This is a genomic window from Hyphomonas sp. NPDC076881 (assembly GCF_050269995.1).
GTDB lineage: Bacteria > Pseudomonadota > Alphaproteobacteria > Caulobacterales > Hyphomonadaceae > Hyphomonas.
In genome coordinates, this window is sequence record NZ_JBNNJJ010000008.1 from 42,992 (window position 1) to 66,662 (window position 23,671).

A 23,671-nucleotide genomic window follows, 5' to 3' on the forward strand; every position below is an offset into this window, starting at 1 on the left:
TCTTGCCGGTTCCCCACCCTTTCTGAACTGTTCAATGGCGCAGGGCGCGAAGCGCAGTATAAGCCGCCCGATGAAAGCGTTTTTCCGCTCTGCCCCTGTTGTTGCCGTGCTCGGATTCCTCATCTGGGCCTGGATGGCGCTGGTTGGCCGCACGGTGCGCTGGACGATCGAAGGCGAAGCCGAGGCGCGCGCCGCCCTGGCCGCTGAAAAGCCCGGCCTCATCGTGGCGTGCTGGCATGAGACCATCCTGCTGATGCCGTCGGGCTGGAACCGGGCGGTGCGCCACTGGCCGGAAAAGCGGGGCCGCGCCGCCATGATGATCTCCCTTTCGCCCGATGGCGAGGCCGTCGCCCGCGCCCTCAAACACCTCGATCTGGATGTCGTACGCGGCTCCACGGGTAACAAGAAGAAGACGAACAAGGACAAAGGCGGCATGCGCGCCATCGCCGAAGCCGCCAGCCGCCTGCGCAGCGGCGGCTATGTCTGCATGACGCCGGACGGCCCACGCGGCCCCCGCCGCATCGCCAGCCAGGGCGCCGTTACCCTCGCCCAGCGCAGCGGCGCCGCCGTTCTGCCCTATGCCATCTCCACCCGGCCCGCCCCGCGCCTGAAAAGCTGGGACCGCTTCATCATCCCCCTGCCCTTCACGCGCGGCGCCATCGTCTTCGGCCCGCTGATCGTCTGCCCCCGGGAGGCATCGCCCGAGGCGTTGCAAGAAGCGCTGCAACGCGGCATGGATGAAGCAACCCGCCGCGCCGAAACGCTTGCCGGCTATCCCGAACAACCCGCCAGGCCGGAGCTTATGACAGAATGACGCCTGCGTTATTCGCCTACCGGCTCACCACCTATGCCGCCTCGCCCTTCCTCGGCCTTGTGCTGAGCGACCGGGCGCGCAAGGGCAAGGAAGACTATCTGCGCCTGCATGAGCGCTACGCCAAACGCCTGCCGCCGCGCCGGCCCGGCCCGCTGGTCTGGCTGCATGGCGCCAGTGTCGGCGAAAGCGGCCTGCTTCTGGAGCTGGGCCGCCGCATGATTGCCGAGCGTCCCGGCCTGATGCTGGTCTTCACCAGCCAGACGGTCACCTCCGCCCGCGTGCTGGGCCCCCTGCTGCCCGATAACGCCATCCATGCCATGGCCCCGCTGGACACGCCCCAGGCCGCCCGCCGCTTCATCCGGCACTGGAAGCCGGATCTCTGCGTCTTCGCCGAGGGCGAGATCTGGCCCAACCTGATCCATGAGGCCCGCGCGTCCGGCGCGCGCACCGCGCTCGTCAATGCGCGGATGACGCAGAAATCCGCCGAAGGCTGGCAGAAGGTGCGCAGCCTGTTCCGCCAGCTTGTCGGGAATTTCGACATTGTTCTGGCCGCAGATCTGGATACCGGCCAGCGCCTGGAAAATCTGCTGGGCCGCCCGGTGCGCGCGGCCGGCAACCTCAAATCCGCCCTGCCTCCGCCTGGCGCCAATGAGGTGGAGATGACGCGCATCGCCGCCAATTTCATCGCCGGGCGCCGCTGCCTCCTGGCCGCCTCCACCCATCCGGGTGAGGAGGAACTCTTCCTCGATGCCGCCGCCGCGCTGCACGAAGATGTCGCCCTCATCATCGCCCCGCGCCATCCCGAGCGCGGCGACGAGATCGAAGCCCTGCTGAAACAGCGCGGCCTGCGCCATGCCCGCCGCAGCAAAGGCGTCCAACCCGACAAGCGCGACCGCGTGCTGCTGGCCGACACGATGGGCGAAATGGGCACCTGGCTGCGCCTGGCCACAGCGGTCTATCTCGGCGGCGGTCATGCCGAAGGCATTGGCGGGCACAACCCGCTGGAGCCGATCCGCCTCAGCCGCCCCGTCGCCACCGGCCCGCGCGTCCATAATTTCGCAGACCTGATGGCAAGCCTCGAGGCGAGCGGCCTCGTCCACACGGTCGATGGCCCGGCTGCCCTGCACACTTTCCTGCAAGCGCCCCCGCCGGTGCCGGAAGATGCGCTGGCCAAACTCGCCGCCGAAGCGGACGAGCCGATGCTGCTGACGCTGGGCGTGCTGCTGCCGCTGGTGCCGAGGCCCCTGCTGGAAGGCAATGATGGCGCCTGGGAGAACCGGCGGTGAGAGCGCCGCATTTCTGGTCGGCCGGCCTTGATCCGCGATCCCGTGAAGCTGCCCCGCTCACCCGCCTGCTGCTGACACCCTTCTCGATGCTCTATCTCTGGGGCCTCAGGCGGAAGCTGGCGCGCGCCGTGCCCGAAACCGCCCCCGTGCCGGTCATCTGTATCGGAAACCTCACCGCCGGCGGCGCCGGCAAGACGCCGGTAACCGAAGCCATCCGTAACCGGATCACTGCGCGCGGCCTGCGCGCCGCCAGCCTTTCCCGCGGCCATGGCGGCAGGGAGCGAGGCCCCCTGAGGGTTGACGCCGCCGCGCACACTTACCGCGATGTGGGCGACGAGCCGCTGCTCCTGGCCGCCACCGGCGAGGCCTGGATCGGGCGCGGCCGCCCGGAAGCGGCCCGCGCCATGGCGGCGGCAGGCGCAGACGTGATCATCATGGATGATGGCCATCAGAACCCGTCCCTGAAGAAAGACCTCACCTTTATCGTGATTGATGCGGGCGCGCCCTTCGGCAATGGCCAGGTGCTGCCCAAGGGGCCGCTGCGGGAAAAGGTGCCTGAAGGGCTCGCCCGCGCCGATGCCGTTGTCCTGATGGGCGAAGGCCCGATGCCGGGCGAAGTTGCCGCCAGCGGCCTGCCCGTGCTGCGCGCGCGGCTCGCCCCGGCGGAGGCCCCGCCGCCCGGCCCGCTCGTCGCCTTTGCCGGCATCGGGCGCCCGCAGAAATTCTTCGACAGCCTGGCCGAGGCGGGCGGCCATGTCTCCGACGCGGTGCCCTTCGGGGATCATCATCCCTATGCCAAAGGCGACATCCAGTTCCTCCGCAGCCTGGCGCGCGATCATGGCGCGCGCCTCGTCACCACCACCAAGGACCATGTCCGCCTGCCCCCGGAAGTGCGGCAGGAAATCCACGCCTGGCCGGTAACCGCAGTGTTCGAGGATACCGCAGCGCTTGACGCGGTGCTCGCGCCGCTCTTCAAAAGCTGACGGAAAGCTGACGCAGCCCATGAACGACCAGACCCCCACCGCCTATGTCCGCCCGAAGGACATCGATAACCGCGCCAGCTTCGGCCAGCGGCTGCAATGGCGGCTGGAGACCATCGCCTGGGATCTCATCTATTGGGGCCCGATGAAGATGCTGGGGCCGGACAAGGCCTCCGATTTCGGCGGCTGGCTGGTGAAGAAGGTCGGCCCGCTTCTCTCCCAGCACAAGACAACCCGGCGCAACCTCCGCCTCGCCTTTCCGGGCTGGAGCGAGGAACAGGTGGAAGCCACCGCGCTCGCCGCCTGGGAAAGCGCCGGGCGCACGGCTGGCGAGTTGCCCCACCTGCCAAGCATTGATCCCTATACGTCCGGACGGGTCGAGATTATCGGCCTCGACGTACTTGATCGCATACGCGACAGCGGCAAGGGCGCCGTCTTCATCTCCGGCCATTTCGCCAATTGGGAAATCATGCCGGCGGCGATCACCAAACGCATTCCCCATGCGGTGATGACCTACCGTGCCCTGAACAATCCGCATATCGACAAGCGCATTGCAGAGCTGCGCCATGATTACGGCACTGCCGTCAACGCGCCCAAGGGCATCGGTACACGTGAACTCATGCGGGCCCTCGCCCGGGGCGCGCCTGTCGCGCTGATGAATGATCAGAAGTTCAATGAGGGCATCCCGGTGCCCTTCTTCGGCCATTCCGCGATGACCGCGCCCGGCCCCTCGCGCCTGGCCCTCAAATATCAGGTGCCGATCGTTCCGGTATCGACCACGCGCACCGGCCCGGCCCGTTTCCGGATCGAGTTCCACACGCCGTTCATCCCGGAAGATACCGGCGACCAGGACGCCGATGTCCGCCGCTCGGTTCAGCGCATCACCGATTTCATCGAAGCCCAGGTCCGGGCCCATCCCGGCCAATGGTTCTGGCAACACCGCCGCTGGCCGAAGGAAGCGTGGAAAGAAGCGGGCGTGCTGTAAGGCACAAAAAAACTCCAACGCGGTTGGAGTTTTTTGGCCCGTCGTTGGAGTTTTTTTGGAGTTCCCTTGGAGCTTTTTGCGGACTTATCCCCGCTTTTCAGCGCCCTCAAACCTCGCCGGAATTGATCGCCTTCATGATCGAAAACCGCTTGGTGAAGGGGTTGGGCCGCTTCCCTTCGCAATAGAGTTTGCGCAGCCGGTAATGGGCAATCGCCGGGCGCATCTGCTTGGGCGCGGGCGAGACGATCGGGCCGAACGCCTTGGACGCATGACGGCGCGCGGCGGCATAGGCAGCGGCGACGGCCTGCAGATCGCCTGCCCAGTTATGCGCCGGGATCAGGATATTGGCCGCCGTCAGGCCAAGCCAGCCTTCGGGTTCGCGCGAGCGGTCATTCTCCAGAAATGCGGTCTGATAGCCATCGACCAGCTTCTGCAGCGCGCCGGGTTTCAGGCGGCCTGCTGCAATCTCTTCAGCAAGCGCCAGGCACACATCATGCCCGCGCGGGGGCTTTCCCTCGGCAATCTCCTGGATCGCCTCGCGCCACCACTGAAACCGGATCAGCCCCAGCGTCTCTTCCGAAACCGCCTCGCGCACCCTGACAAGCTCGTAAGCCAGGGCGTAGAGCGCGATCAGCGCCCGGCGCTCTGCGGCGGGAGCAAACCGGCTGGAAATCCAGCGGTCCTCGTCCACACGCCGGACTCTTTTGTCAATTTCTTCCCAAGGGGTTTGGGTCAGGGGTCTGGTCTCGTTTGACATGGCCCCCATATGTGCGAAACCGCTCCCGAGCGAAAGAGACCAAAACCTGCGCAAAGAGGACACCGCCATGGCCTTCACCCTCCCCGACCTGCCCTACCCCCGCAACGCCCTTGCCCCCCATATCTCGGAAGAAACCCTGAACTTCCACTACGGCAAGCACCATCAGGCCTATGTGACCAACCTCAACGGCCTTGTCGAAGGCACCGACCTTGCCGGCAAATCCCTTGAGGAAGTCATCAAGATTTCGGCTGCCGACAAATCCAAGGCCGGCATCTTCAACAACTCCGCCCAGGTGTGGAACCACACTTTCTACTGGCACTCGATGAGACCGGACGGCGGCGGCAAGCCCCACGGCAAGGTGGCCGAGCTGATTGAGCGCGACCTTGGCGGCTATGACAACTTCGTCAAAGAGTTCAAACAGGCGGGCGCAACCCAGTTCGGGTCTGGCTGGGCCTGGCTCTCCTACAAGGGCGGCAAGCTGGTGATCTCCAAGACGCCGAACGCCGAAACGCCCCTAACCGAAGAGGGCACCACGCCCCTGATGACGATGGATGTGTGGGAGCACGCCTACTATCTGGACTACCAGAACCGCCGCCCCGATTACATCGATACCTTCCTGAATAGCCTCGTGAACTGGGACTTCGTGAACCAGAATCTGGCCGATGCCGGCGCGTAAAGCCTTCTGAGACTGCACAAAAAGCGAACGCCCGCCCTTCCCCGGCGGGCGTTTTTGCATTATGTGCACCGCATCAAACGCTCCGGGCATGGGATTCGCCCGGCTGTGACTGGCCAGACATAGGGTCTGGCAGACGCAGGACGAGAGCCGCCAATCCGGGCGGCCAGGCAAATCAACCAGACATCCCGGAGACTGAACTTGACCGACACCCAGACTGTAACATTCGCCGACCTTGGCCTGGCCGAGAATATTCTCAAGGCCGTGACCGAAGCCGGTTACACCATCCCCACCCCGATCCAGGCCGAAGCCATTCCGCATATCGCGATGGGCGGCGACGTGACCGGCATTGCCCAGACGGGCACCGGCAAGACGGCCGCCTTCGTGCTGCCGATGATCCAGCGCCTGTCCACCGGCCGGGCTCGCGCGCGGATGCCGCGCTGCCTGATCCTCTGCCCGACGCGCGAACTGGCCGCGCAGGTTGCCGAGAACTTTGAGAAGTATGGCAAATACCTGAAGCTCACGATGGCGCTGCTGATCGGCGGCGTGTCGTTCAAGGATCAGGAAACCCTGCTTCAGCGCGGCGTGGACGTGCTGATCGCGACGCCGGGCCGCCTGATGGACCAGTTCGACCGCGGCAAGCTGCTGCTGATGGGCGTGGAAACGCTGATCATCGACGAAGCTGACCGGATGCTCGACATGGGCTTCATTCCGGATATCGAGAAGATCTGCACCAAGCTGCCGCCCAACCGCCAGACGCTGCTTTTCTCCGCCACCTTCCCGGCCGACATTCAGCGCCTTGCCAAGACCTTCCAGAAAGATCCGAAGAAGATCGAAGTGGCCCGCCCTGCGCAGACCGCCGAGACGATCTCGCAATTCGTGGTCAAGCTGCCGACCAATGACGGCAAAGCCCGCCGCACGGCGCTGCGCCGCGTGATCGAAGCGACCAATGTGAAGAACGGCATCGTCTTCTGTAACCGCAAGGTCGAAGTGGATATCGTCGCCGCCTCGCTGACCAAGCATGGCCATGACGCTGCGCCGATCCATGGCGACCTGCCGCAAAGCGTGCGTTCCGAAACGCTCCAGCGCTTCCGGGATGGCAAGCTGAAACTACTCGTGGCCTCTGATGTGGCCGCGCGCGGGCTCGATATTCCCGATGTTGGCCACGTCTTCAATTTCGGCCCGCCGCCGAAGGATGAAGATTATGTCCACCGTATCGGCCGCACGGGCCGCGCCGGGCGCACCGGTGAAAGCTATACGGTTGTGACGCCTGCGGACGATAAGTCCTGGGGCTTCGTGCTGAAGATGATCAAGAAGGACGTTCCGGAATTCATGCCGGAAGGCCTGCTCGAGGAACTTGAAACCCTTCCCCCCGAAGAAAAGCGCGACCGCAAGGGCGGACGTGACCGCGACCGGGGCGAGCGGGGTGGGCGCAGCGCCCGTGGCCGCAATAGCGAGCGTAGTGACCGCGCTGAGCGCAGCCCGCGCCGCCGCGAGCAGGAAGACGGCGATGTGGCCGTTGCCGAAGCACCCGTGGCCATCGAAGCGGTGGAAGCGCCAGAAAGGGCTGAAGCCCCCGCCATTCCGGAAAAACCCCGCCGCGAGCGCCCCGCCCGCAATGAAAAACGCCGTGAACGGAATGACGACCAGCCGCGCGGCGAAAAGCGCGAGCGTGACCGCGACCGCCCGCAGCGCGATTACAAGCGCAAGGATGATGACCTGATCCTGGAGCCGGCACCTGACCGCGTGGTCGGCTTCGGCAAGGACATTCCCGCCTTCCTGAAACGCTAAGGCGTTTCCCACGAACTCTTCCGGCCGGCCGCGCTCTCTGGGCGCGGCCGGTCTGCGTTTGGGGGAAGCGTATAACTCTGCCTGCGGAGGGGGCGGCGAGCGCAGCAGTATTGCAAGTTTCCCAGGAATGCCCCAACGCCGCTCCAGAGACTTCCAGGACCAGAATTTGGACAAATCCGAACAGTTCCGGACACTTCCCGGGCGCCCCCTTCCCCCTGGCGTCATTCCTGACTAGGCTTGGGGCCGTTGAGGGAAATCTGTTTCAAGGGGTGCATGCCATGATGATTCGCCGGAGTTTGCTTGTTGCCGTGATGGCGCTGGGCCTGGCCGCGTGCGGCGGGGACAAGCCGGAAGATGGCGGCGCGCCCAGGGAGCTGCGCCCGGACAATGGCGCGGCCGTATCCACCGCAAGCGCCGTGAGCGGCATGCCAGTGGGCGAGCTGCGCTCAGCCGAGCCCAGCCTGGTGGAGCTTTACAAGAAGCTGCACGCCAATCCCGAGCTTTCCTTCCGCGAGGTGGAAACATCCAAGCTGATGGCGGGCGAGTTGCGCGCGCTGGGCTTCACGGTGACCGAGGGCCTTGGTGACGCCTGGGTGCGCGAGAAGGCAATGAAAGACATTGGCGAGGTGAAGGCCGGCGTTGGCGGCTATGGCGTGGTCGGCGTGTTCGAGAATGGCAAGGGGCCAACGATCCTCATCCGCGCGGATATGGACGGCCTGCCCGTGCCCGATCAGACAGGCTTTGACTTTGCCTCCAAGGTGATCTCGCAGACCTGGACCGGCGTGGAAAGCCCGGTGATGCATGCCTGCGCGCATGATATTCACATGACCGTCTGGGTCGGCACGGCGCGGGAGCTGATCAAGAACAAGGACAAATGGAAGGGCACCTTGGTGATGATTGCTCAGCCGGCTGAGGAGATTGGCCTTGGCGCGCAGGCGATGCTGGCTGACGGGCTCTACACGAAATTTCCGCTCCCGGATTATAATCTGGCGCTGCATGTCTCGGCCAGCGCGCCGGCGGGTGTGATCAACTATTCTTCGGGCTTTGCACTGGCCAATGTCGACAGCGTCGACATTACCGTGAAAGGCGCGGGCGGGCACGGCGCCTATCCGCATACGACGCGCGACCCGATCCTGATCGGCAGTCATATTGTCACGGCCCTGCAGAGCCTTGTTTCCCGCAACACCAATCCGCTGGACTCTGCCGTGGTGACCGTCGGCTCGTTCAAGGCAGGGGCCAAGCACAACATCATTCCGGATGAAGCCGAGCTTCTGGTCACCGTGCGCTCTTACGATGACAAGACGCGCGAGATGCTGCTGGACGGCATCAAGCGCATTGCCGAAGGCCAGGCCGCCGCCTTTGGCGCGCCCGCGCCGGAGATCAAGATCGAGAGCGACTATACGCCCGCCACCTATAACGATCCCGACCTGACCGAGCGGGCGATGAAGGCGGTGGCCAAGAAGCTGGGCGCGGAGAATGTGCGCGCGGTGCCGCCGGTGATGGGCGGGGAAGACTTCAGCCAGTTTGCCCGCACGGATGAAAAGATCCCTGGTCTGATCTTCTGGCTGGGCGCGGTGTCGCCCGACCGGTTTGCTGCCTCGCAGATGGACGGCATGCCCCTGCCCTCGCTGCATTCGCCGCTGTTCGGGCCGGACTATGATCCGGCGATCGCCACCGGCGTGGAAGCGATGACCACGGCGGCGATGGACCTGTTCAAGGATTGAGGGCGGCCCTCCCCTGGCCGGGGAGGACCACCCAGGCCCCCTGCGGAAGCAGACCGTTACCAGCTGATCTTCAGCGGTGGCATGTCTGACGGCTGGAGAATATTCCAGACGCCGGTATCGCCTTCAATCTGCGGCTGCCGCGCGATAAAGAAAACCAGCAATGCCTGAAGTGTGGCGCGCACCAGAGCATGGCCGAGGCAGGCATGCCGGCCCATGCCGAACATCAGGGGCCGCGCCTGCTGACGCGCCGGATCGAACCTCTCGGGCCGGGGAAAGGCCAACGGGTCGTGATTGCCCGCAGCCCAGAGCATGGAGAGCGCCGTTCCGGCAGCGATTTCGGTCTCGTCCAGCCGGAGGGGCGCGGTGGTGAGCCGCATGGTCATGGGAGCGGGGCTGGCAAGGCGAAGCAGCTCGTTCGCACACTGAGGGGTGGCGGCGAGGGCATCCCGGTTTTCTGCAGCGATGCGCAGGCAGGCGGCAAGACCGGTGGTGGAGGTTTCGATGGCCTCGAAGACCATACCCGCGATAAGATCCGCAGCGTTCCCCGCCCCGACCGCTGCCTGCAGCGCACGGCTGAAGGGAGCGTCATTCGCGAGCGCAGCGAGGGAAAGCGCCCGCGCCTCAAGGGCGCCGGCCTCGGCCAGCGCGGCCTTTGAAAGGTCCGGCGCCATCGAGAGGACATGGGCCATATCGGCGACGGCCTGCTCCAGAGCAAGCGCAGCCTTCTCATCATAGCCGATCACCGAGGCCCAGACAGCGCGCACAACCGGCGCAATTACCTCCGCCCTCAGATCAAGCCCGGTGGCCAGACGGGGAAGCCCCGCCACGGCCGCCTCAGCGATGGCAGGAATATCCACACGGCTCAGGGCAGCGATGAGGGCGGCGCGGTCTGCCCGGTGGGCCGGGCCGGATTTGGTGAAGACCGAGCGCACCAGCAGGTTATATATGGCCGGGGTATCGGCCATCGCCTCAGCATCGGGCGCCATGCCATCTGCGGCGGGGTTGCGGGCCAGCGCCGAAAGCTGGGCATGGCCCAGAACCGCGAGGCCGCCCCAGGGGGCCTTCTGTATACGGTCACCGGCGGCCAGATCGGCCTGGAAGGCAGCAGCAAGGGAGGGCCAGCCCGTGGGCCGGTCAAAGGTGGTGAAGGTTTTCATGTGAGTAGGTCCTGAAAAGCACAGCCAAGCGCCCTGCACAGCGGCAGGGGCAATGAAACGGATGTTTCAGGGCTTAGCGTTTCCGGACGGACTGCATGGCGGGGCTTCCTGTTGAGCGGCAAGCTTAAACGGGCGGCGGCGGGCGGGTCCAGACTCAGTTTCAATAAAGGCAGGATTTAGGCAACGGCCTTGCTTTGGGGGGGCGTCTGCGCTAGATACCCTTTTGCTCAGACTGCGTATAAGGTTCACGCCTCCGTCGCAAACGAGCCCTGAAAGCCAGAGCGTTTTTGAGGAAACCCTTGAAACGCTTCTTTTCAGGCCTAACTTATACTCAAATCGAGCATAATAAGCTCGATTGGTTGAAGGAGGTTCACCATGGCGCGTCTGATCGATGCCGGTCCCGGCTGCCCTACCCCCACCCCGCTGCGCGGCAAATCCGGCGCCGAAGCGCGCGGCCTTGCCTATGACGCCGCCGTGAAAGCGGAAACCGATCCGCTTTATCCGCTGGTGCAGGATTTCGTGACGCCGATGGAATGGCCCGCGATTGCCCCGCTGGTGGCCGGCATCAACCGGCTGAAGCGGGAAAAGAATGCGGTGATCCTGGCGCACAACTACATGACACCGGATATTTTCAGCCTGGTGGGCGACTTCCGCGGCGACAGCCTGCAGCTGGCGCGTGAAGCCGCGAAGGTGGACGCGAAGGTGATCGTGCAGGCCGGCGTGCATTTCATGGCCGAAACCTCGAAAATCCTTGCGCCGGAAAAGACCGTGCTGATCCCCTCGCTGGAAGCGGGCTGCTCGCTGGCAAGCTCGATCACGGGCGCCGATGTGCGCCTGATCAAGCAGAAATTCCCCGATTACCCGATCGTGACCTATGTGAACTGCACCGCCGAGGTGAAGGCGGAGTGCCACATCACCTGCACCAGTTCCAACGCGGCGCAGGTAGTGGAAGCCATCGCAAAGGAATGGAATTCGGACACTGTGATCCTGGTGCCGGACCAGTATCTGGCGAAGAATGTGGCCGCCCAGACCGGCATCCGCATCCTCACCTGGCCTGGCGCCTGCGAAGTGCATGAGCAGTTCTCGGCCGAAGACGTGAAACAGCTGCGCGAGGCCCATCCGGGCGTCGTCATCCTGGCCCACCCGGAATGCCCGCCCGAAGTGCTGGAAGCGGCCGACTATGCCGGCTCGACCTCGGCGCTGGCCAATTATGTGTCGGAGAAGCGGCCCAGCAAGGTGGTCCTGCTCACCGAATGCTCGATGAGCGACAATGTGGCGGCGGAAAACCCCGGCGTGAACTTCATCCGTCCGTGCAATCTCTGCCCGCACATGAAGCGCATCACCCTGGAAAATATCTATGATTGCCTGGTGACGGGCGCGCATGAGGTGACCATTCCGGAAGATGTGCGGGTGCGCGCGAAACAGGCGCTGGACGCGATGCTGGCGCTGCCGAAGATGGAGCGGCCGCTCGATTTCGTGACCGGTCTCAAGCCGATGGAACTGGAACTCGTCATCTAGTGCGTAAACCGGGTTGCCAGAGATGGCCCGGAGGGTTGAAGTCAGCATGGCGTGTTCAGGAGGATGACCTTGCGGATGTTCGGTGGACGGATTGCAGCGGTGCTGGTGATGGCCTGCATGATGGTGAGCCCGGCGCTCGCCAATTCGGGCAAGAGCAAAGACCCGTCAGATGTGCTGGGCAGCTGGAGCTTCCAGACCAGCCCCTATCGCAGCGGCCAATGCGTGATGAGCGGCACGATGCGCCTGTCTCCGCATCCGGAAGAAGGGCGCTATACGTGCGAACTGACGGCGGTCGAGATGTGTTCCATGTGGGGCCGCTCGGTTGTGCGCCAGTCATGCGAAGCGCGCCGGTTTGGCGATCAGGTATCGATCCGCTCCACCATTGAGGAGATGCTGGAGTCGAAATTTGAAGGCCTGCTCTATGTTCCTGACAATTTCACGCTGACGATCCAGTCTCACGAACGCATGTTCGGAGCGCTCGTCTCTGCTGTCACCGCGCCGGTGGAGTTCCGCCGCGCGAATGACGGCATTTCCTGATCGGACAGAACCATGATTGCGGGGACAGATGACCGCCTCCAGGCCGGCGCGGGGGCCGCGACGGATGTGCTGATCGTCGGGGCGGGCCTTGCCGGCCTGTTCCTGGCGCTGAAGCTGGCGCCCCGCCCCTGCCTTGTTGTCTCGCCGGCCCCGCTGGGTCAGGCGTCCTCTTCTGCCTGGGCGCAGGGAGGCCTCGCCGCCGCGCTCCACCCGCTCGACAGCCCGGCCCAGCATGCCGCCGATACCGTGGCCGCCGGAGCGGGCCTTGTGGACCCGGTGATTGCCCGGCTGATCGCGGAAGATGGCCCGGCGCGGGTGCGCGATCTGGTGGCCCTCGGCGTGCCGTTTGACCGCACGCCGGACGGGCAGCTCGCCCTGTCTCTGGAGGCGGCCCACTCCCATCCGCGCGTGGCGCGGGTTTCAGGGGACCTTGCCGGCAAGGCGATCATGGACGCGCTGGTGGCCGCCGTCGCGGCGGCCCCACATATAGAGCTGATCGAAGGGGCGCGGGCCGAGGCGCTGCTGCAGGATGTGCACGGACGGATCGGCGGGGTTATCCTGCGAGGCAGCAATGGCCGGCCGTTTGTCAAATCGGCGCGGGAAACCGTTCTGTGCACGGGGGGATCAGGCGGGCTTTACCGCGTGACGACCAACCCCAAGGAAGCGCAGGGCGAAGCCATCGCCATGGCGCATGTGGCCGGCGCCGTGCTGGCCGATCTGGAGTTTGTGCAGTTCCATCCCACCGGCATCGACATTGGCCGCGACCCTGCCCCGCTGGCCACCGAGGCGCTGCGCGGAGAAGGCGCCACGCTGCACAATTCTGACGGGCGCGCCTTTATGGCGGACTATCATCCGCTGGCAGAGCTTGCCCCGCGCGACGAGGTGGCCCGCGCCATTCATGCCGAGCGCGCGGCCGGGCGCGGCGCATTCCTCAATTGCATCACGGCGGTGGGCGAAGAATTCCCGCACCATTTCCCGACCGTATTTGCCGCCTGCATGAGCGCCAACATTGATCCGCGCCGCGACATGATCCCGGTGGCCCCTGCCGCGCACTACCATATGGGCGGCATCGTTTCCGATCTCTGGGGACGCTCCACCCTGGACGGCCTATCCGTATGCGGAGAGTGTTCGTCCACTGGGGCGCATGGCGCCAACCGGCTCGCCTCGAACTCGCTGCTCGAAGCGGTGGTGTTTGCCGAGCGGATTGCCCGGCGCCTGCGCGACGCAGACCTTTCCGAAGCAGGCGCCAGCAGCGGCCGGGCGACCCCGCGCCTCACCGGGCCGGACATGCTGGCCCTGCGCGAAGCCATGTCGCGCCATTGCGGCGTGGTGCGCGAAGCAGGCGGGCTGACAGAGCTGCTGGGCCTGATTGAGCGGCTGGAAGCCGGCTGCCCCGGCGCGCCGCAGCTGACCGCCGCGCGCCTCATCGCCAGCGGCGCGTTGGCCCGCACCGAAAGCCGCGGCGGCCACTTCCGCACCGATTTCCCCGAAACCGGCACGCCCGAGCGCCAGTTTGTATTTCAAGTAAGCCGTGAGGCGATGACCGTATGACACCCTATATCCCCCCTCTTTCCCCGATCATCCTTGATCCGATTGTGCGCCTGGCGCTGGCCGAAGATCTGGGTCGGGCGGGCGATCTGACGACGGATGCGACCATTCCGCCTGAAACGCGGCTTTCGGTGGTGATCGCGGCGCGGAGGCCCGGCGTGATTGCAGGGCTGGACGCGGCCGCCTATGCCGCGCAGCTGGTGGACCCTGAGTTGAAACTTCAGATCGAAAAGCCCGATGGCAGCGCGCTGACGCCCGGCGATGTGGTGGCGCGGCTTTCAGGCTCTGCGCGGTCCATCCTGATTGCCGAACGCACGATGCTGAATTTCCTGGGGCGGCTTTCCGGCGTCGCCAGCCTGACGCGGAAATATGTTGAGGCGGTAGCCCACACACAGGCAAAGGTTGTCTGTACCCGGAAGACCACGCCGGGGCACCGGGCGCTGGAGAAGCGGGCCGTGCGCTGTGGCGGGGGCACGTCTCACCGCTATGGCCTGGACGACGCGATCCTGATCAAGGACAATCATATTGCCGCCTGCGGAGGCTCGATTGCCGCAACGCTGGAGCGGGCCAAAGCCTATGCCGGACATCTGCGGATGATCGAGATCGAGGTGGATACCTTGGCCCAGCTCGAAGAGGCGCTGAAGCATGGCGCCCACGCCATCCTGCTGGATAACATGAGCCTCGACCAGCTACGCGAGGCGGTGGCGATGACGGGTGGGCGTGTGGCCCTGGAAGCTTCCGGTGGGGTAACCTTGGAGACGGTGGGCGCGATTGCCGAGACGGGCGTGAACTTTATTTCGTCCGGCGCGCTGACACATTCAGCCCCCAATCTTGACCTCGGCCTCGATGTGGTCTGACAGTCTCCACCGCAAACACTGGCACGGCCAGTGACAGATCATGGCGGAGGAAAACATGGCAGGCGCAAACGGCCGCAAGGCAATCTTCATCACGGGCGCAGCCTCGGGCATCGGCGCGGAAACCGCGCGCTATTTTGCGCGCAAGGGCTGGTTCTGCGGCCTTTATGACATCAACGAGACGGGCCTGAAGTCGGTCGCCGCAGAGATCGGCGCAGACAATTGCCACCTCGCCAAACTCGACGTGACCAAACGCGCTGAGTGGGCCGCCGCCATGGAGGGCTTTGGCGCCGCCACCGGAGGCAAGATGGACGTGCTGTTCAACAATGCCGGCATCGGCCGCCATGGCTGGTTTGAGGATGTGCCGCCCGAAGATTCCGATCTTGTGATCGACATCAATGTGAAGGGCGTAGTGAACGGCGTGTATGCCGCCCTGCCCCTGCTGAAGGCAACGCCGGGCGCGCGCATCATCAACACCGCGTCAACCGCCGGCATTGTGGGCGCGCCGCAACTGGCGGTCTATTCCGCGTCGAAATGGGCCGTCCGTGGGCTGACAGAAGCGCTGGACGCTGAATTCCGGGATCTGGGCATCCGTGTCACCACGCTGATGCCCTGGTTTGTGGACACGCCCATCCTGGAGATGGGCAACAAGGAGGGCGCCAATGTGAAGATGTCCGACCAGATGAAGGAGAACGGCGCCAAGGTTTATCCCGTCTCCATGGCGGCCGAGAAAGTGTGGGAAGCCGCGCAAGGCGACGACATCTATTACATGGTGGGCGGGGACGCAGAAAAGGCGCGCTTCATGACACGCTGGCTGCCCGGCCTTGTGCGGAAGAATATCCGGAAGAATGTTCCGGCGAGGGACTAACGCCGGATCGCCAGAGCGAGGCCATCATGGCCCTTGAGGCCCACCTGCTGAAGCACGATCGCTTCAAACTGCGGGTGAGCTGAAAGCTCTGCAAGGAAGCGCGCAGCGCCCTTCGCCATGGGATCGTCCGCTGGCGGATCAAGCACCGCGCCTTTGCGCACAACATTGTCTGCCAGCAGCAACCCGCCGGGGCGCAAGAGGCGCGCGGCCTCCGCAAGATATTCCGGATACTCGTCCTTGTTGGCGTCAAGGAAAACGAGATCGAAGGGACCGGTGAGGCTGGCCAGCGACACACGTGCTGGGCCGGGAAGGATCAACGTCTGCGAGCCGATGCCCGCCTCGTTGAACGATGTGCGGGCGAAGGCGGCATAGGCGGGGTCGAGTTCAAGCGTGACCAACTCGCCATCGCCCGGAAGCGCGCGGCCAAGCCATACGCCGGAATAGCCGCCCAGCGTGCCGATTTCGAGAATACGGCGGGCGCCGATGAGTTTGGCGAGCAGGTAGAGCAGCTTCCCCTGCCCGGCTGACACTTCAATATGCGGCAGGCCCGCCTCTGCTGCCCGCTGGCGCAGCCGGATGAGCGCCTGATCCTCGGATACAAAAAGGCCGTCGATGAACTGATCGACGGCCTCAAAGATCGGTTTGTCTGCCATGGCCTACTGGGCGGCGGCGCGGGCGGCTTCGAGCTGGCGGGCAAGATAGTCGTCGATGACGACCGGCGCGGGCACAGCAGCCTCCTCGGCGACCGGCGCGGCCACAACCGGAGCATCCGCCTTCACGGTTTTCACCGTCTGCACCGACATCAGGCGCGGCGCAGGCGCCGAGACCGTGCGGGTGGAGGTGGTGACGCCGGCAGGCGCCACGGTCGGCGTGATGGTGTAATAGCCGTCATCGGCCGCGCTGGAGGCGTCTGCAAACAGCAGGCCTTCGTCGAGGGCGGCCATATCGGCTTCCTTCGTGGCGTCCAGCTCAGCCAGGCGCAGCTCGGTCTGGCGCTTGCGGGCCTCGAAATTGCGCTCCACGCTCGCCCATTCGGCGCCGCGCGGGAAGCGGTAGAAGATGTGCAGGCCAACCTGTTTGGTCTTGATCAGGCCGGCATTCCAGACCGGATCAACATAGGTGGCGTGATAATGGGTGGCCCCGCCCGTGCGGTCCTCATTGAGGCCCATCATGACATGGGCGGCAATCCGCTGGGCCCGGTCCCAGGCCTCCCCGGCCGGCTTGTTCCGGTCCATCGACCCATCACAGGTGAAGGTGAACTGGCAGCCGGTGGTGCGGGTGGCGCCCTGGAAGACGACGCCGCAAACGCTGTCGGGATAGCGATGGTCGCGAACACGGTTGGCGATCACTTCAGCCACGGCGATCTGGCCGTTGATCGGCTCCCAGGCCGATTCGTAATAGACGGCCTGCGCCATGCACATCAGCTCGGCATCGATCGTTTCGGCGCGCTGGATCTGCTCAGGGCGGAAAGAGGCAAGCGAGGCGAGGGCCGCGCCATCGCGGTCGCGCATGGCATAGCGGCTCATCGAGGAGTCGATGTCGCGCTTCAGGGTGTATTCGACAGTGCGCAGCCAGGGCGAGTCCATCAGCGCCGGCGTGTGGCTGGCGGTGCGGACGGCCAGGCCGCCATCTTCATAAAGGGCGAGCCGCTCGGCTTCGGCGCGGAATTCCGCGTCGGCGCGCAGGCCTGCCTGTTGTTCAGAGATCGCCGGAAGCGAAACGGACGCCGTAACCGCGACAACGGCAACCATGCCGCCGCGAATGAAAACGTCGCGCTGTTCCTGGTCGGTCATTCCAAGCCACCACCGTGTGAGCTTTTCACGCAGCCCTTTAACCCGGGACACACTCACCCGGCCTGGTTTAAGAAACCTTAACATCACCGCTCCTCTTTATCCCCGGCCGGCAATTATTGCTTTGCCTGACGCCCCGGAGTGTCCGAGATTTATTCGTTTCTATTTGGCCGAAAGTGCCCGGCCAGACCCCGCAGGGACCGGAGGGACTTGGCCCACCCGCAACTATCTAGCAATATTTCAGCCAGATTCCTGAGTGACAATTCAGAAAGCCTTGGAACCGGGCCGAATCCCGGGATTCGCGCAACGCGCGAAGAAAACGGTATAATTATCTGAAAAATATAAGAAAAACGGAGCCGCAAGCGACTCCGTCCCCTGTGTATGAAATGTCAAGTTGTTGCACAAATGCAACGTTCAAGGCGGTCCGGCTTTTGGGCCGAACCTCCCGGAACCGCTACTTTTTCGCCCCGCGGATGGCGGCCTGTGCCGCCGCGAGACGGGCAATCGGCACCCGGTAAGGCGAGCAGGAAACGTAATCGAGGCCGGCGCGGTGGCAGAATTCAACCGATGCCGGGTCCCCGCCATGTTCCCCGCAGATCCCGAGCTTGATATCGCCCCGCGTCTTGCGGCCGCGCTCGGCGGCGATCTTGACGAGTTCGCCGACGCCTTCCTGGTCCAGGGTAACGAAGGGGTCTTTCTCGTAGATGCCCTTTTCGGAATAGGCCGGCAGGAATTTGCCCGCATCATCACGGGAAATGCCCAGGGTTGTCTGGGTAAGGTCGTTGGTGCCGAAGGAGAAGAATTCGGCGGCCTGGGCGATTTCCCCAGCCGCGAGCGCGGCGCGGGGCAGCTCGATCATCGTGCCGACCATGTAATCGAGCGTCACGCCCGTTTCCGCGAAGACCTTTTTGGCCGTCTCGTCGACCAGCTTTTTCAGGATGTCGAGTTCGCGGTGGGTGGCCACCAGTGGGATCATGACTTCCGGAACCGGCTTCAGCTTGCCTTCTTTCGAGACATTCACAGCCGCCTCGAAAATGGCGCGGGCCTGCATCTCGTAGATTTCAGGATAGGTGATGCCGAGGCGGCAGCCGCGATGGCCGAGCATCGGGTTGGACTCGTGCAGATCTGCCGCGCGGCGGCGCAGTTCCTCGGCGCTGAGGCCCGACGCCTTGGCCACACCGGCGATGTCTTCATCGGTATGCGGCAGGAATTCATGCAGCGGCGGATCAAGCAGGCGAATGGTGGCCGGGCGCTCGCCCAGGATGTGGAAGATTTCCTCAAAGTCCGAGCGCTGCATCGGCAGCAGCTTGGCAAGCGCCTCGCGGCGGCCCGTCTCGTCATTGGAGAGGATCATCGTGCGCACGGCCGGGATACGCTCTTCCTCGAAAAACATATGCTCGGTGCGGCAGAGGCCGACGCCTTCGGCGCCGAACTCGACCGCAGTGCGCGTGTCGAGCGGCGTTTCGGCATTGGCGCGAACCTTCAGCTTGCGGCGCTTGTCGGCCCAGCCCATCAGCTCGCCGAAATCACCCGAAAGGTCCGGATTGATCAGATCGACAGCGCCGGCGATGACACGGCCATTGACGCCGTCCACCGTGATCATGTCGCCCTTCTTGAAGCTGCGGCCACGGGCGGTGAACTCGCCTTTGGCGGTGTCGATGCGCAGGTCCGACGCGCCGCAGACGCAGGGACGGCCCATGCCGCGCGCCACAACGGCGGCGTGGCTGGTCATGCCGCCACGCGCGGTAACGATGGCGCGGGCCGCGTGCATGCCCTTGATATCGTCCGGGCTCGTCTCGACACGGACGAGGATCACATCCTCGCCCTTGGCGGCCATATGGAACGCCTCTTCGGAATCGAACACGACGCGGCCAACAGCGGCGCCGGGGCTGGCGGGCAGGCCCTTGAAGGCCACATCATAGTTCGGCTTGCCGAGCTTCTTGTTCTCGTCATCGCTGGGGATGCGCGGGTGCAGCAGCTGGTCAAGGGCCGCCGGGTCAATCCGCAGCAGCGCCTCATCTTCCGTGATCAGACCTTCGCGAACCATGTCCACGGCAATCTTCACGGCGGCAGCGGCGGTGCGTTTGCCATTACGGGTCTGCAGCATGTAGAGCGTGCCGTCTTCGACGGTGAACTCGATGTCCTGCATGTCCTTGTAGTGACGCTCCAGCGTATTGGCGACGTCGATCAGCTGTTTGTAGACTTCCGGCATCGCCTCTTCGAGCGGGGCATCGGAGGAGCCGAGCGTGTTGGCGCGCTCCCGCGAGATCGGCGCAGGCGTGCGGATGCCGGCCACAACGTCTTCACCCTGAGCGTTGATCAGGTATTCGCCATAGAAGATCGGCGAGCCGTTGGACGGGTCGCGCGTGAAGGCAACGCCGGTGGCGGAGGTGTCGCCCAGATTGCCGAACACCATGGATTGGACGTTGACGGCCGTGCCCCAGCTTTCGGGAATATCGTTGAGCTTGCGATAGATGATCGCGCGGTCCGACATCCAGGAATTGAAGACAGCGGAAATGGCGCCCCAGAGCTGTTCGCGCGGGTCTTCCGGGAACGGGCGGCCGAGTTCCTTCTGCACGGCATCCTTGTAGCGGACGATGACCTGTTTCCAGTTATCGGCCGAGAGGTCCGTGTCGAGGTCGAGGCCTTCGCGCTCTTTATAGTCATCAAGGATGTGTTCGAACTCGTCATGGCCCATGCCGAGGACGACGTTGGAATACATCTGGATGAAGCGGCGATAGCTGTCATAGGCGAAGCGGTCGCCTGCCTTGCCCGCGAGGCCGGCGGCGACTTCTTCGTTGAGACCAAGGTTCAGCACCGTGTCCATCATGCCCGGCATCGAGGCGCGCGCGCCCGAGCGGACGGAGACGAGCAGCGGATTGGCCGGATCGCCAAAGCCCTTGCCGGTCTTGGCTTCAAGGTCTGCCAGGGCGGCGGCGACCTGGGCCTCCAGCGTGGCGGGATAGGCGCGGGCATTTTCGTAATACGCAACGCAGACAGCCGTTGAAATCGTGAAGCCGGGCGGCACAGGCAGGCCCAGCTTTGCCATTTCGGCAAGGTTTGCGCCCTTGCCCCCGAGCAGGTTACGCATCGAGGCGTCGCCATCGGCGGTTCCGCCTCCGAAAGCGTAAACCCATGTTTCGTCAGCGTTTTTTACTGCGGCGTTGCTCATACGAAGCGTTCCCCGTGTTCAGCTTTGATCTTCCGGCCCCCAAGCCTGGCGGCCAGCTTGCAAGTCCTATGCTGCATGCGCGTGCGAATTGCCAGTCATGCAAATGCCGCGCCCTCTTATCGGGCCCCTATATCGGTAGGATGGGGCCGCCTCAGCCCTCAATTTTCGAGAAATCGGCCACCTTGTGGAGCGCGCCGCGCACCGCCAGCAGCAGGGCGAGACGGTTTTCCCGCACTTTGGCGTCCGAATCATTGACCATCACCGCCTCGAAGAAAGCGTCCACCGGGCCGCGCAGGCCGGAGAGCACGCCCATCGCGCCGGCAAAGTCCTCTGCCTTGAGGGGCGCTTCGAGTTTTGCCTCGGCCTGTTCCAGCGCTTTCCAGAGGGCCTGTTCCTCTGCGGGGCCCTTGGCGATGAGGGCGGGATCAACCGCCAGCCCTTCCGGCAGCGCGCCCTTCTTCTCTTCGGCCTTCAGGATGTTGGCGGCGCGGCGATAGCCCGCCAGCAGCGTTGCCCCATCCTCGGTGGCGAGGAAGGTGGCGAGCGCCTCGACCCGCTTGACGATGAGAACGAGATCATCCTCGCCGAGGGCGAAGACGGCATCGATCAGATCGTGACGCTTGCCCTGATCGCGGAGGACTTGTTTGAGGCGGTCGGCGAAGAAGGAGAGGAGGTCTTCGACAAGCGGCTCAAGAGCCTTCCGAATTTTTTCCGGAACGTCTTCGCTATCTTCACCCCATTCCTGACGAATTTCCTCGCGCGACCATTCCTCCGAAACAATAATTCTGGCGGAATGCAGCCAAGAAAGTTCAGCAGAGAATTTGGGCAAGTTGTGAATTCGAGCATTTAGCTGTTCGCTAGTTTCATCAACCGGTAGCGGAAGCTTCTTTTCAATTTGCAAAGCTAGAGTTTTTTGGGCGTCGTAGCTTGTTTGTGATTTTAGCAAATAGCCGAAAACTCCGTACACACGGATTCGATCTAACTGATGAAGGAACTCATCATTAAAATGAGAGGCGTCCATAAGAGCAGGCTCACTCATCCAGTCAAAAGGCGTCTCCGCAAAATTCTTCAATGCAACTTCCAGCAGTGTGGATTGAAGCGGTAGAGGCAAGCCAGATAGAACAATTGTTCTGACAACACCCAACGCAGCCCGGCGCAGAGCAAACGGGTCTTTCGAGCCTGTCGGTTTTTCGTCAATGGCCCAGAAGCCGACCAGCGTATCGAGCTTGTCGGCCAGCGCGACAGCTACCGACACCGGCTCGGCGGGAACAGAGTCGCTCGGGCCCTGGGGTTTGTAATGATCGCGGATGGCGTCGGCGACGCTTGCGTCTTCGCCGGCGGCGAGCGCATAATACCGCCCCATCACGCCCTGAAGTTCCGGGAACTCGCCGACCATTTCAGACACGAGATCGGCCTTGGCGAGGCGGGCGGCGCGTTCGGCGAGGTCTGCGTCTGCGCCAACTTTCGGGGCGAGTTCGCGGGCGAGCGCGGCGACGCGTTCCACCTTGTCGCCCAGGCTCCCGAGTTCTTCCTTGAAGGCGATGGTTTTGAGCTTTTCGCCCATCACCTCCAGCGGCGTCGCCTTGTCCTTCTCCCAGAAGAAGCGGGCATCCGAGAGACGCGCGGAAAGCACGCGCGCATTGCCTTCGGCAATCTTCTTGCCGCCATCGCTGGCGGAGATATTGGCGACGACGATGAAGTTTGGCGCGAGCTTGCCGGTCTTCGCGTCATTGGCGGCGAAGTATTTCTGGTGGGTGCGCATCGACAGGGTGATGACTTCGGGTGGCAGGTCAAGGAAATCAGGGTCCATCTGTCCAAGGACGACCACGGGATGTTCGGCGAGGCCCACGACCTCTTCGAGAAGGCCCTTGTCCTCGATCCATTGCAGGCCCGCGCCGGCGCAGACCTGTTCGATGCCCTTCAGGATGGCCGCGCGGCGATCATCGCGGGAAAGGACGATCTTCCCCTGCCCTTCAAGCTGCGTCTTATAATCCGCCCACCCCGTAACCGTATAAGGGCCGCGGCCATGCACGCGGTGGCCTTCGGTGGTGTTGCCGCTGGCAACGCCGCCCACTTCCAGGGGAACGGCTTTGCCATCCAGTACACAGACAATGCCCTGCAGCGGGCGCACCCAGCGCAGCTCCCCGGTGCCCCAGCGCATGGATTTGGGCCAATGGAATTCGCGGATGATGGCGGGCACAGCCTCGGCGATCACGTCTTTCGCGTCGCGGCCTTCAACGGTGGAATAGGCAACGTAGAAGTCGCCTTTCTTGGGATCGGAGACGATTTCAGCTTCGCTGATGTCAGTGAGCCCTGCCCCGCGCAGGAAACCGGCCACGGCCTGTTCCGGCGCGCCGACCTTGGGGCCTTTCTTCTCTTCGCGCACATCGGCAGAGCGCGCGTCCAGCCCCTCGATCACCGCCGTCAGGCGGCGCGGGCCGGAGACGGCAAAGGCATTCTTCCAGCCAAGGCCGGCTTCTTTCAGCCGCTGCGTGAGGGCGGCCAGAAGGTCGGCCTCCGCCTTCGCCTGCATGCGCGCGGGGATTTCTTCGGAGAAGAGTTCGATCAGGAGTTCGGACATGGGCCCTGCAATCGCCGGAATTAGGGGTGGGCACGGCTTACAGCTACGGGCGGCAGGGTCAAGCGGGCGGGGCTATGGATTGCGCAGCGGCCGCTGGCCTCAGACCCCGCAGGTCCCTTCGATGGGGATGATTTCGCCCAGCGCCGGGTCCACAATCCGGATTGTGCCTTCATAGGCGCGGTATTCGAAACCCTGGTCCGTTTTGGTGAGAGTCAGCTGAACTTCCACCGGCCGCTCGGCATTGCGGTAGGTCCAGATGGCAGCGCCCTCCTGCTCTGTCTTGGAGACCTCTTCCAGGCGAACAGCCTGCCCTTCCAGCCCGATGGCTGCAGGGGCTGGAACACCGGCAATTTCGGTGATGAACAGCGCGCCGCCCAGCTCCCCGTTTTCGGCCTGGCGCTGGAAGCGGCAATAGATTTCGGCGGTGGTAGGCTCAAACGGCGTGAGCGCCAGAGTGTCTGCGGCGTCAGGCTCACCCGCTGGCGGAGAGTGCGTGGCTGCCGCCACCGCCGGAGAGTGGGAAGCCGCCGCCTCCGGCGTCCCCGCGCTCACGCTTTCCGCCTGGGGGGAAGGCTTGCAGGCGGCTGCGGAGGCCGCCAGCGTCAGCGCAAACAGGGCGTAAAATGGTTTCATCGG

At 64.3% G+C, this 23,671-nt stretch carries 19 protein-coding genes; 12 read left to right on the top strand and 7 right to left on the bottom strand.

All coding sequences use genetic code 11. From position 1 onward, the window contains the following. Positions 1-70: 70 nt before the first annotated feature. The 4 genes from ACQKI2_RS10130 to ACQKI2_RS10145 are packed head-to-tail and all read left to right on the top strand — an operon-like array spanning position 71 to position 4,065. Positions 71-814 (top strand): lysophospholipid acyltransferase family protein, encoded by a 744-nt coding sequence (locus tag ACQKI2_RS10130; RefSeq protein ID WP_427379581.1) that lies wholly within the window; start codon positions 71-73, stop codon positions 812-814. After that, positions 811-2,100 (top strand): 3-deoxy-D-manno-octulosonic acid transferase, encoded by a 1,290-nt coding sequence (locus tag ACQKI2_RS10135; RefSeq protein ID WP_427379582.1) that lies wholly within the window; start codon positions 811-813, stop codon positions 2,098-2,100. The genes ACQKI2_RS10130 and ACQKI2_RS10135 overlap by 4 nt, the downstream gene beginning before the upstream one ends. Further along, entirely contained in the window at positions 2,097-3,083 is a 987-nt protein-coding gene (lpxK, locus tag ACQKI2_RS10140) for a tetraacyldisaccharide 4'-kinase (protein ID WP_427379583.1), read from the top strand. The genes ACQKI2_RS10135 and lpxK overlap by 4 nt, the downstream gene beginning before the upstream one ends. Positions 3,084-3,102: 19 nt before the next feature. Continuing rightward, the gene (locus tag ACQKI2_RS10145) at positions 3,103-4,065 is read left to right on the top strand and encodes a lysophospholipid acyltransferase family protein (protein ID WP_427379584.1); all 963 of its coding nucleotides are present in this window, start codon (positions 3,103-3,105) and stop codon (positions 4,063-4,065) included. Between the two features lie 106 nt (positions 4,066-4,171). Here ACQKI2_RS10145 and ACQKI2_RS10150 read toward each other — a convergent pair whose 3' ends face one another. Further along, positions 4,172-4,756, bottom strand: coding sequence for a squalene/phytoene synthase family protein (locus tag ACQKI2_RS10150; RefSeq protein ID WP_427379585.1), 585 nt, complete (start codon positions 4,754-4,756; stop codon positions 4,172-4,174). A 133-nt stretch (positions 4,757-4,889) separates the two neighbouring features. On the opposite strand from ACQKI2_RS10150, the gene ACQKI2_RS10155 reads away from it, so the two are divergent. From ACQKI2_RS10155 to ACQKI2_RS10165, 3 genes are all read left to right on the top strand, one after another. After that, complete coding sequence (locus tag ACQKI2_RS10155; protein WP_427379586.1) at positions 4,890-5,498, top strand: superoxide dismutase; 609 nt, start codon at positions 4,890-4,892, stop codon at positions 5,496-5,498. Between the two features lie 198 nt (positions 5,499-5,696). Further along, positions 5,697-7,286, top strand: a complete 1,590-nt coding sequence (locus ACQKI2_RS10160) for a DEAD/DEAH box helicase (RefSeq protein ID WP_427379587.1) — start codon at positions 5,697-5,699, stop codon at positions 7,284-7,286. A 425-nt stretch (positions 7,287-7,711) separates the two neighbouring features. Next, entirely contained in the window at positions 7,712-9,010 is a 1,299-nt protein-coding gene (locus tag ACQKI2_RS10165) for a M20 metallopeptidase family protein (RefSeq protein WP_427379719.1), read from the top strand. Positions 9,011-9,066: 56 nt separating this feature from the next. On the opposite strand, the gene ACQKI2_RS10170 is transcribed toward ACQKI2_RS10165, so the two are convergent. Further along, positions 9,067-10,167 (bottom strand): cytochrome P450, encoded by a 1,101-nt coding sequence (locus ACQKI2_RS10170; RefSeq protein WP_427379588.1) that lies wholly within the window; start codon positions 10,165-10,167, stop codon positions 9,067-9,069. A gap of 375 nt (positions 10,168-10,542) precedes the next feature. On the opposite strand from ACQKI2_RS10170, the gene nadA reads away from it, so the two are divergent. The 5 genes from nadA (at position 10,543) to ACQKI2_RS10195 (ending at position 15,492) form a co-directional block, all read left to right on the top strand. Further along, a complete protein-coding gene (gene nadA / locus ACQKI2_RS10175) occupies positions 10,543-11,685 on the top strand; it encodes a quinolinate synthase NadA (protein ID WP_427379589.1) in 1,143 nt (380 codons plus the stop codon). Positions 11,686-11,760: 75 nt separating this feature from the next. Next, positions 11,761-12,222: a hypothetical protein gene (locus tag ACQKI2_RS10180; protein ID WP_427379590.1), complete on the top strand. Its 462-nt coding sequence runs from the start codon at positions 11,761-11,763 to the stop codon at positions 12,220-12,222. A 12-nt stretch (positions 12,223-12,234) separates the two neighbouring features. Next, positions 12,235-13,773, top strand: coding sequence for an L-aspartate oxidase (locus ACQKI2_RS10185; protein WP_427379591.1), 1,539 nt, complete (start codon positions 12,235-12,237; stop codon positions 13,771-13,773). Then, positions 13,770-14,627 (top strand): carboxylating nicotinate-nucleotide diphosphorylase, encoded by an 858-nt coding sequence (gene nadC, locus ACQKI2_RS10190; protein WP_427379592.1) that lies wholly within the window; start codon positions 13,770-13,772, stop codon positions 14,625-14,627. Before ACQKI2_RS10185 ends, nadC begins: the two co-directional genes overlap by 4 nt. A 55-nt stretch (positions 14,628-14,682) precedes the next feature. Continuing rightward, positions 14,683-15,492: an SDR family oxidoreductase gene (locus ACQKI2_RS10195; protein WP_427379593.1), complete on the top strand. Its 810-nt coding sequence runs from the start codon at positions 14,683-14,685 to the stop codon at positions 15,490-15,492. Here ACQKI2_RS10195 and ACQKI2_RS10200 read toward each other — a convergent pair. The 5 genes from ACQKI2_RS10200 to ACQKI2_RS10220 all read right to left on the bottom strand — a co-directional run bounded on the left by ACQKI2_RS10200 (position 15,489) and on the right by ACQKI2_RS10220 (position 23,668). Beyond that, positions 15,489-16,145 carry an O-methyltransferase gene (locus tag ACQKI2_RS10200; RefSeq protein ID WP_427379594.1) on the bottom strand — a complete coding sequence of 219 codons (657 nt, stop codon included), beginning with the start codon at positions 16,143-16,145 and terminating at the stop codon, positions 15,489-15,491. The two genes, ACQKI2_RS10195 and ACQKI2_RS10200, sit on opposite strands and share 4 nt — an antisense overlap. Before the next feature lie 3 nt (positions 16,146-16,148). Further along, on the bottom strand, positions 16,149-17,285 hold the full coding sequence (locus ACQKI2_RS10205; protein WP_427379595.1) for a cell wall hydrolase: 1,137 nt from the start codon (positions 17,283-17,285) through the stop codon (positions 16,149-16,151). A gap of 451 nt (positions 17,286-17,736) precedes the next feature. Continuing rightward, entirely contained in the window at positions 17,737-20,454 is a 2,718-nt protein-coding gene (gene ppdK, locus ACQKI2_RS10210; RefSeq protein WP_427379596.1) for a pyruvate, phosphate dikinase, read from the bottom strand. Positions 20,455-20,605: 151 nt separating this feature from the next. Then, complete coding sequence (glyS, locus tag ACQKI2_RS10215; RefSeq protein ID WP_427379597.1) at positions 20,606-23,035, bottom strand: glycine--tRNA ligase subunit beta; 2,430 nt, start codon at positions 23,033-23,035, stop codon at positions 20,606-20,608. 99 nt (positions 23,036-23,134) lie between these two features. Beyond that, the gene (locus tag ACQKI2_RS10220; protein WP_427379598.1) at positions 23,135-23,668 is read right to left on the bottom strand and encodes a hypothetical protein; all 534 of its coding nucleotides are present in this window, start codon (positions 23,666-23,668) and stop codon (positions 23,135-23,137) included. Between the last annotated feature and the right edge of the window lie 3 nt (positions 23,669-23,671).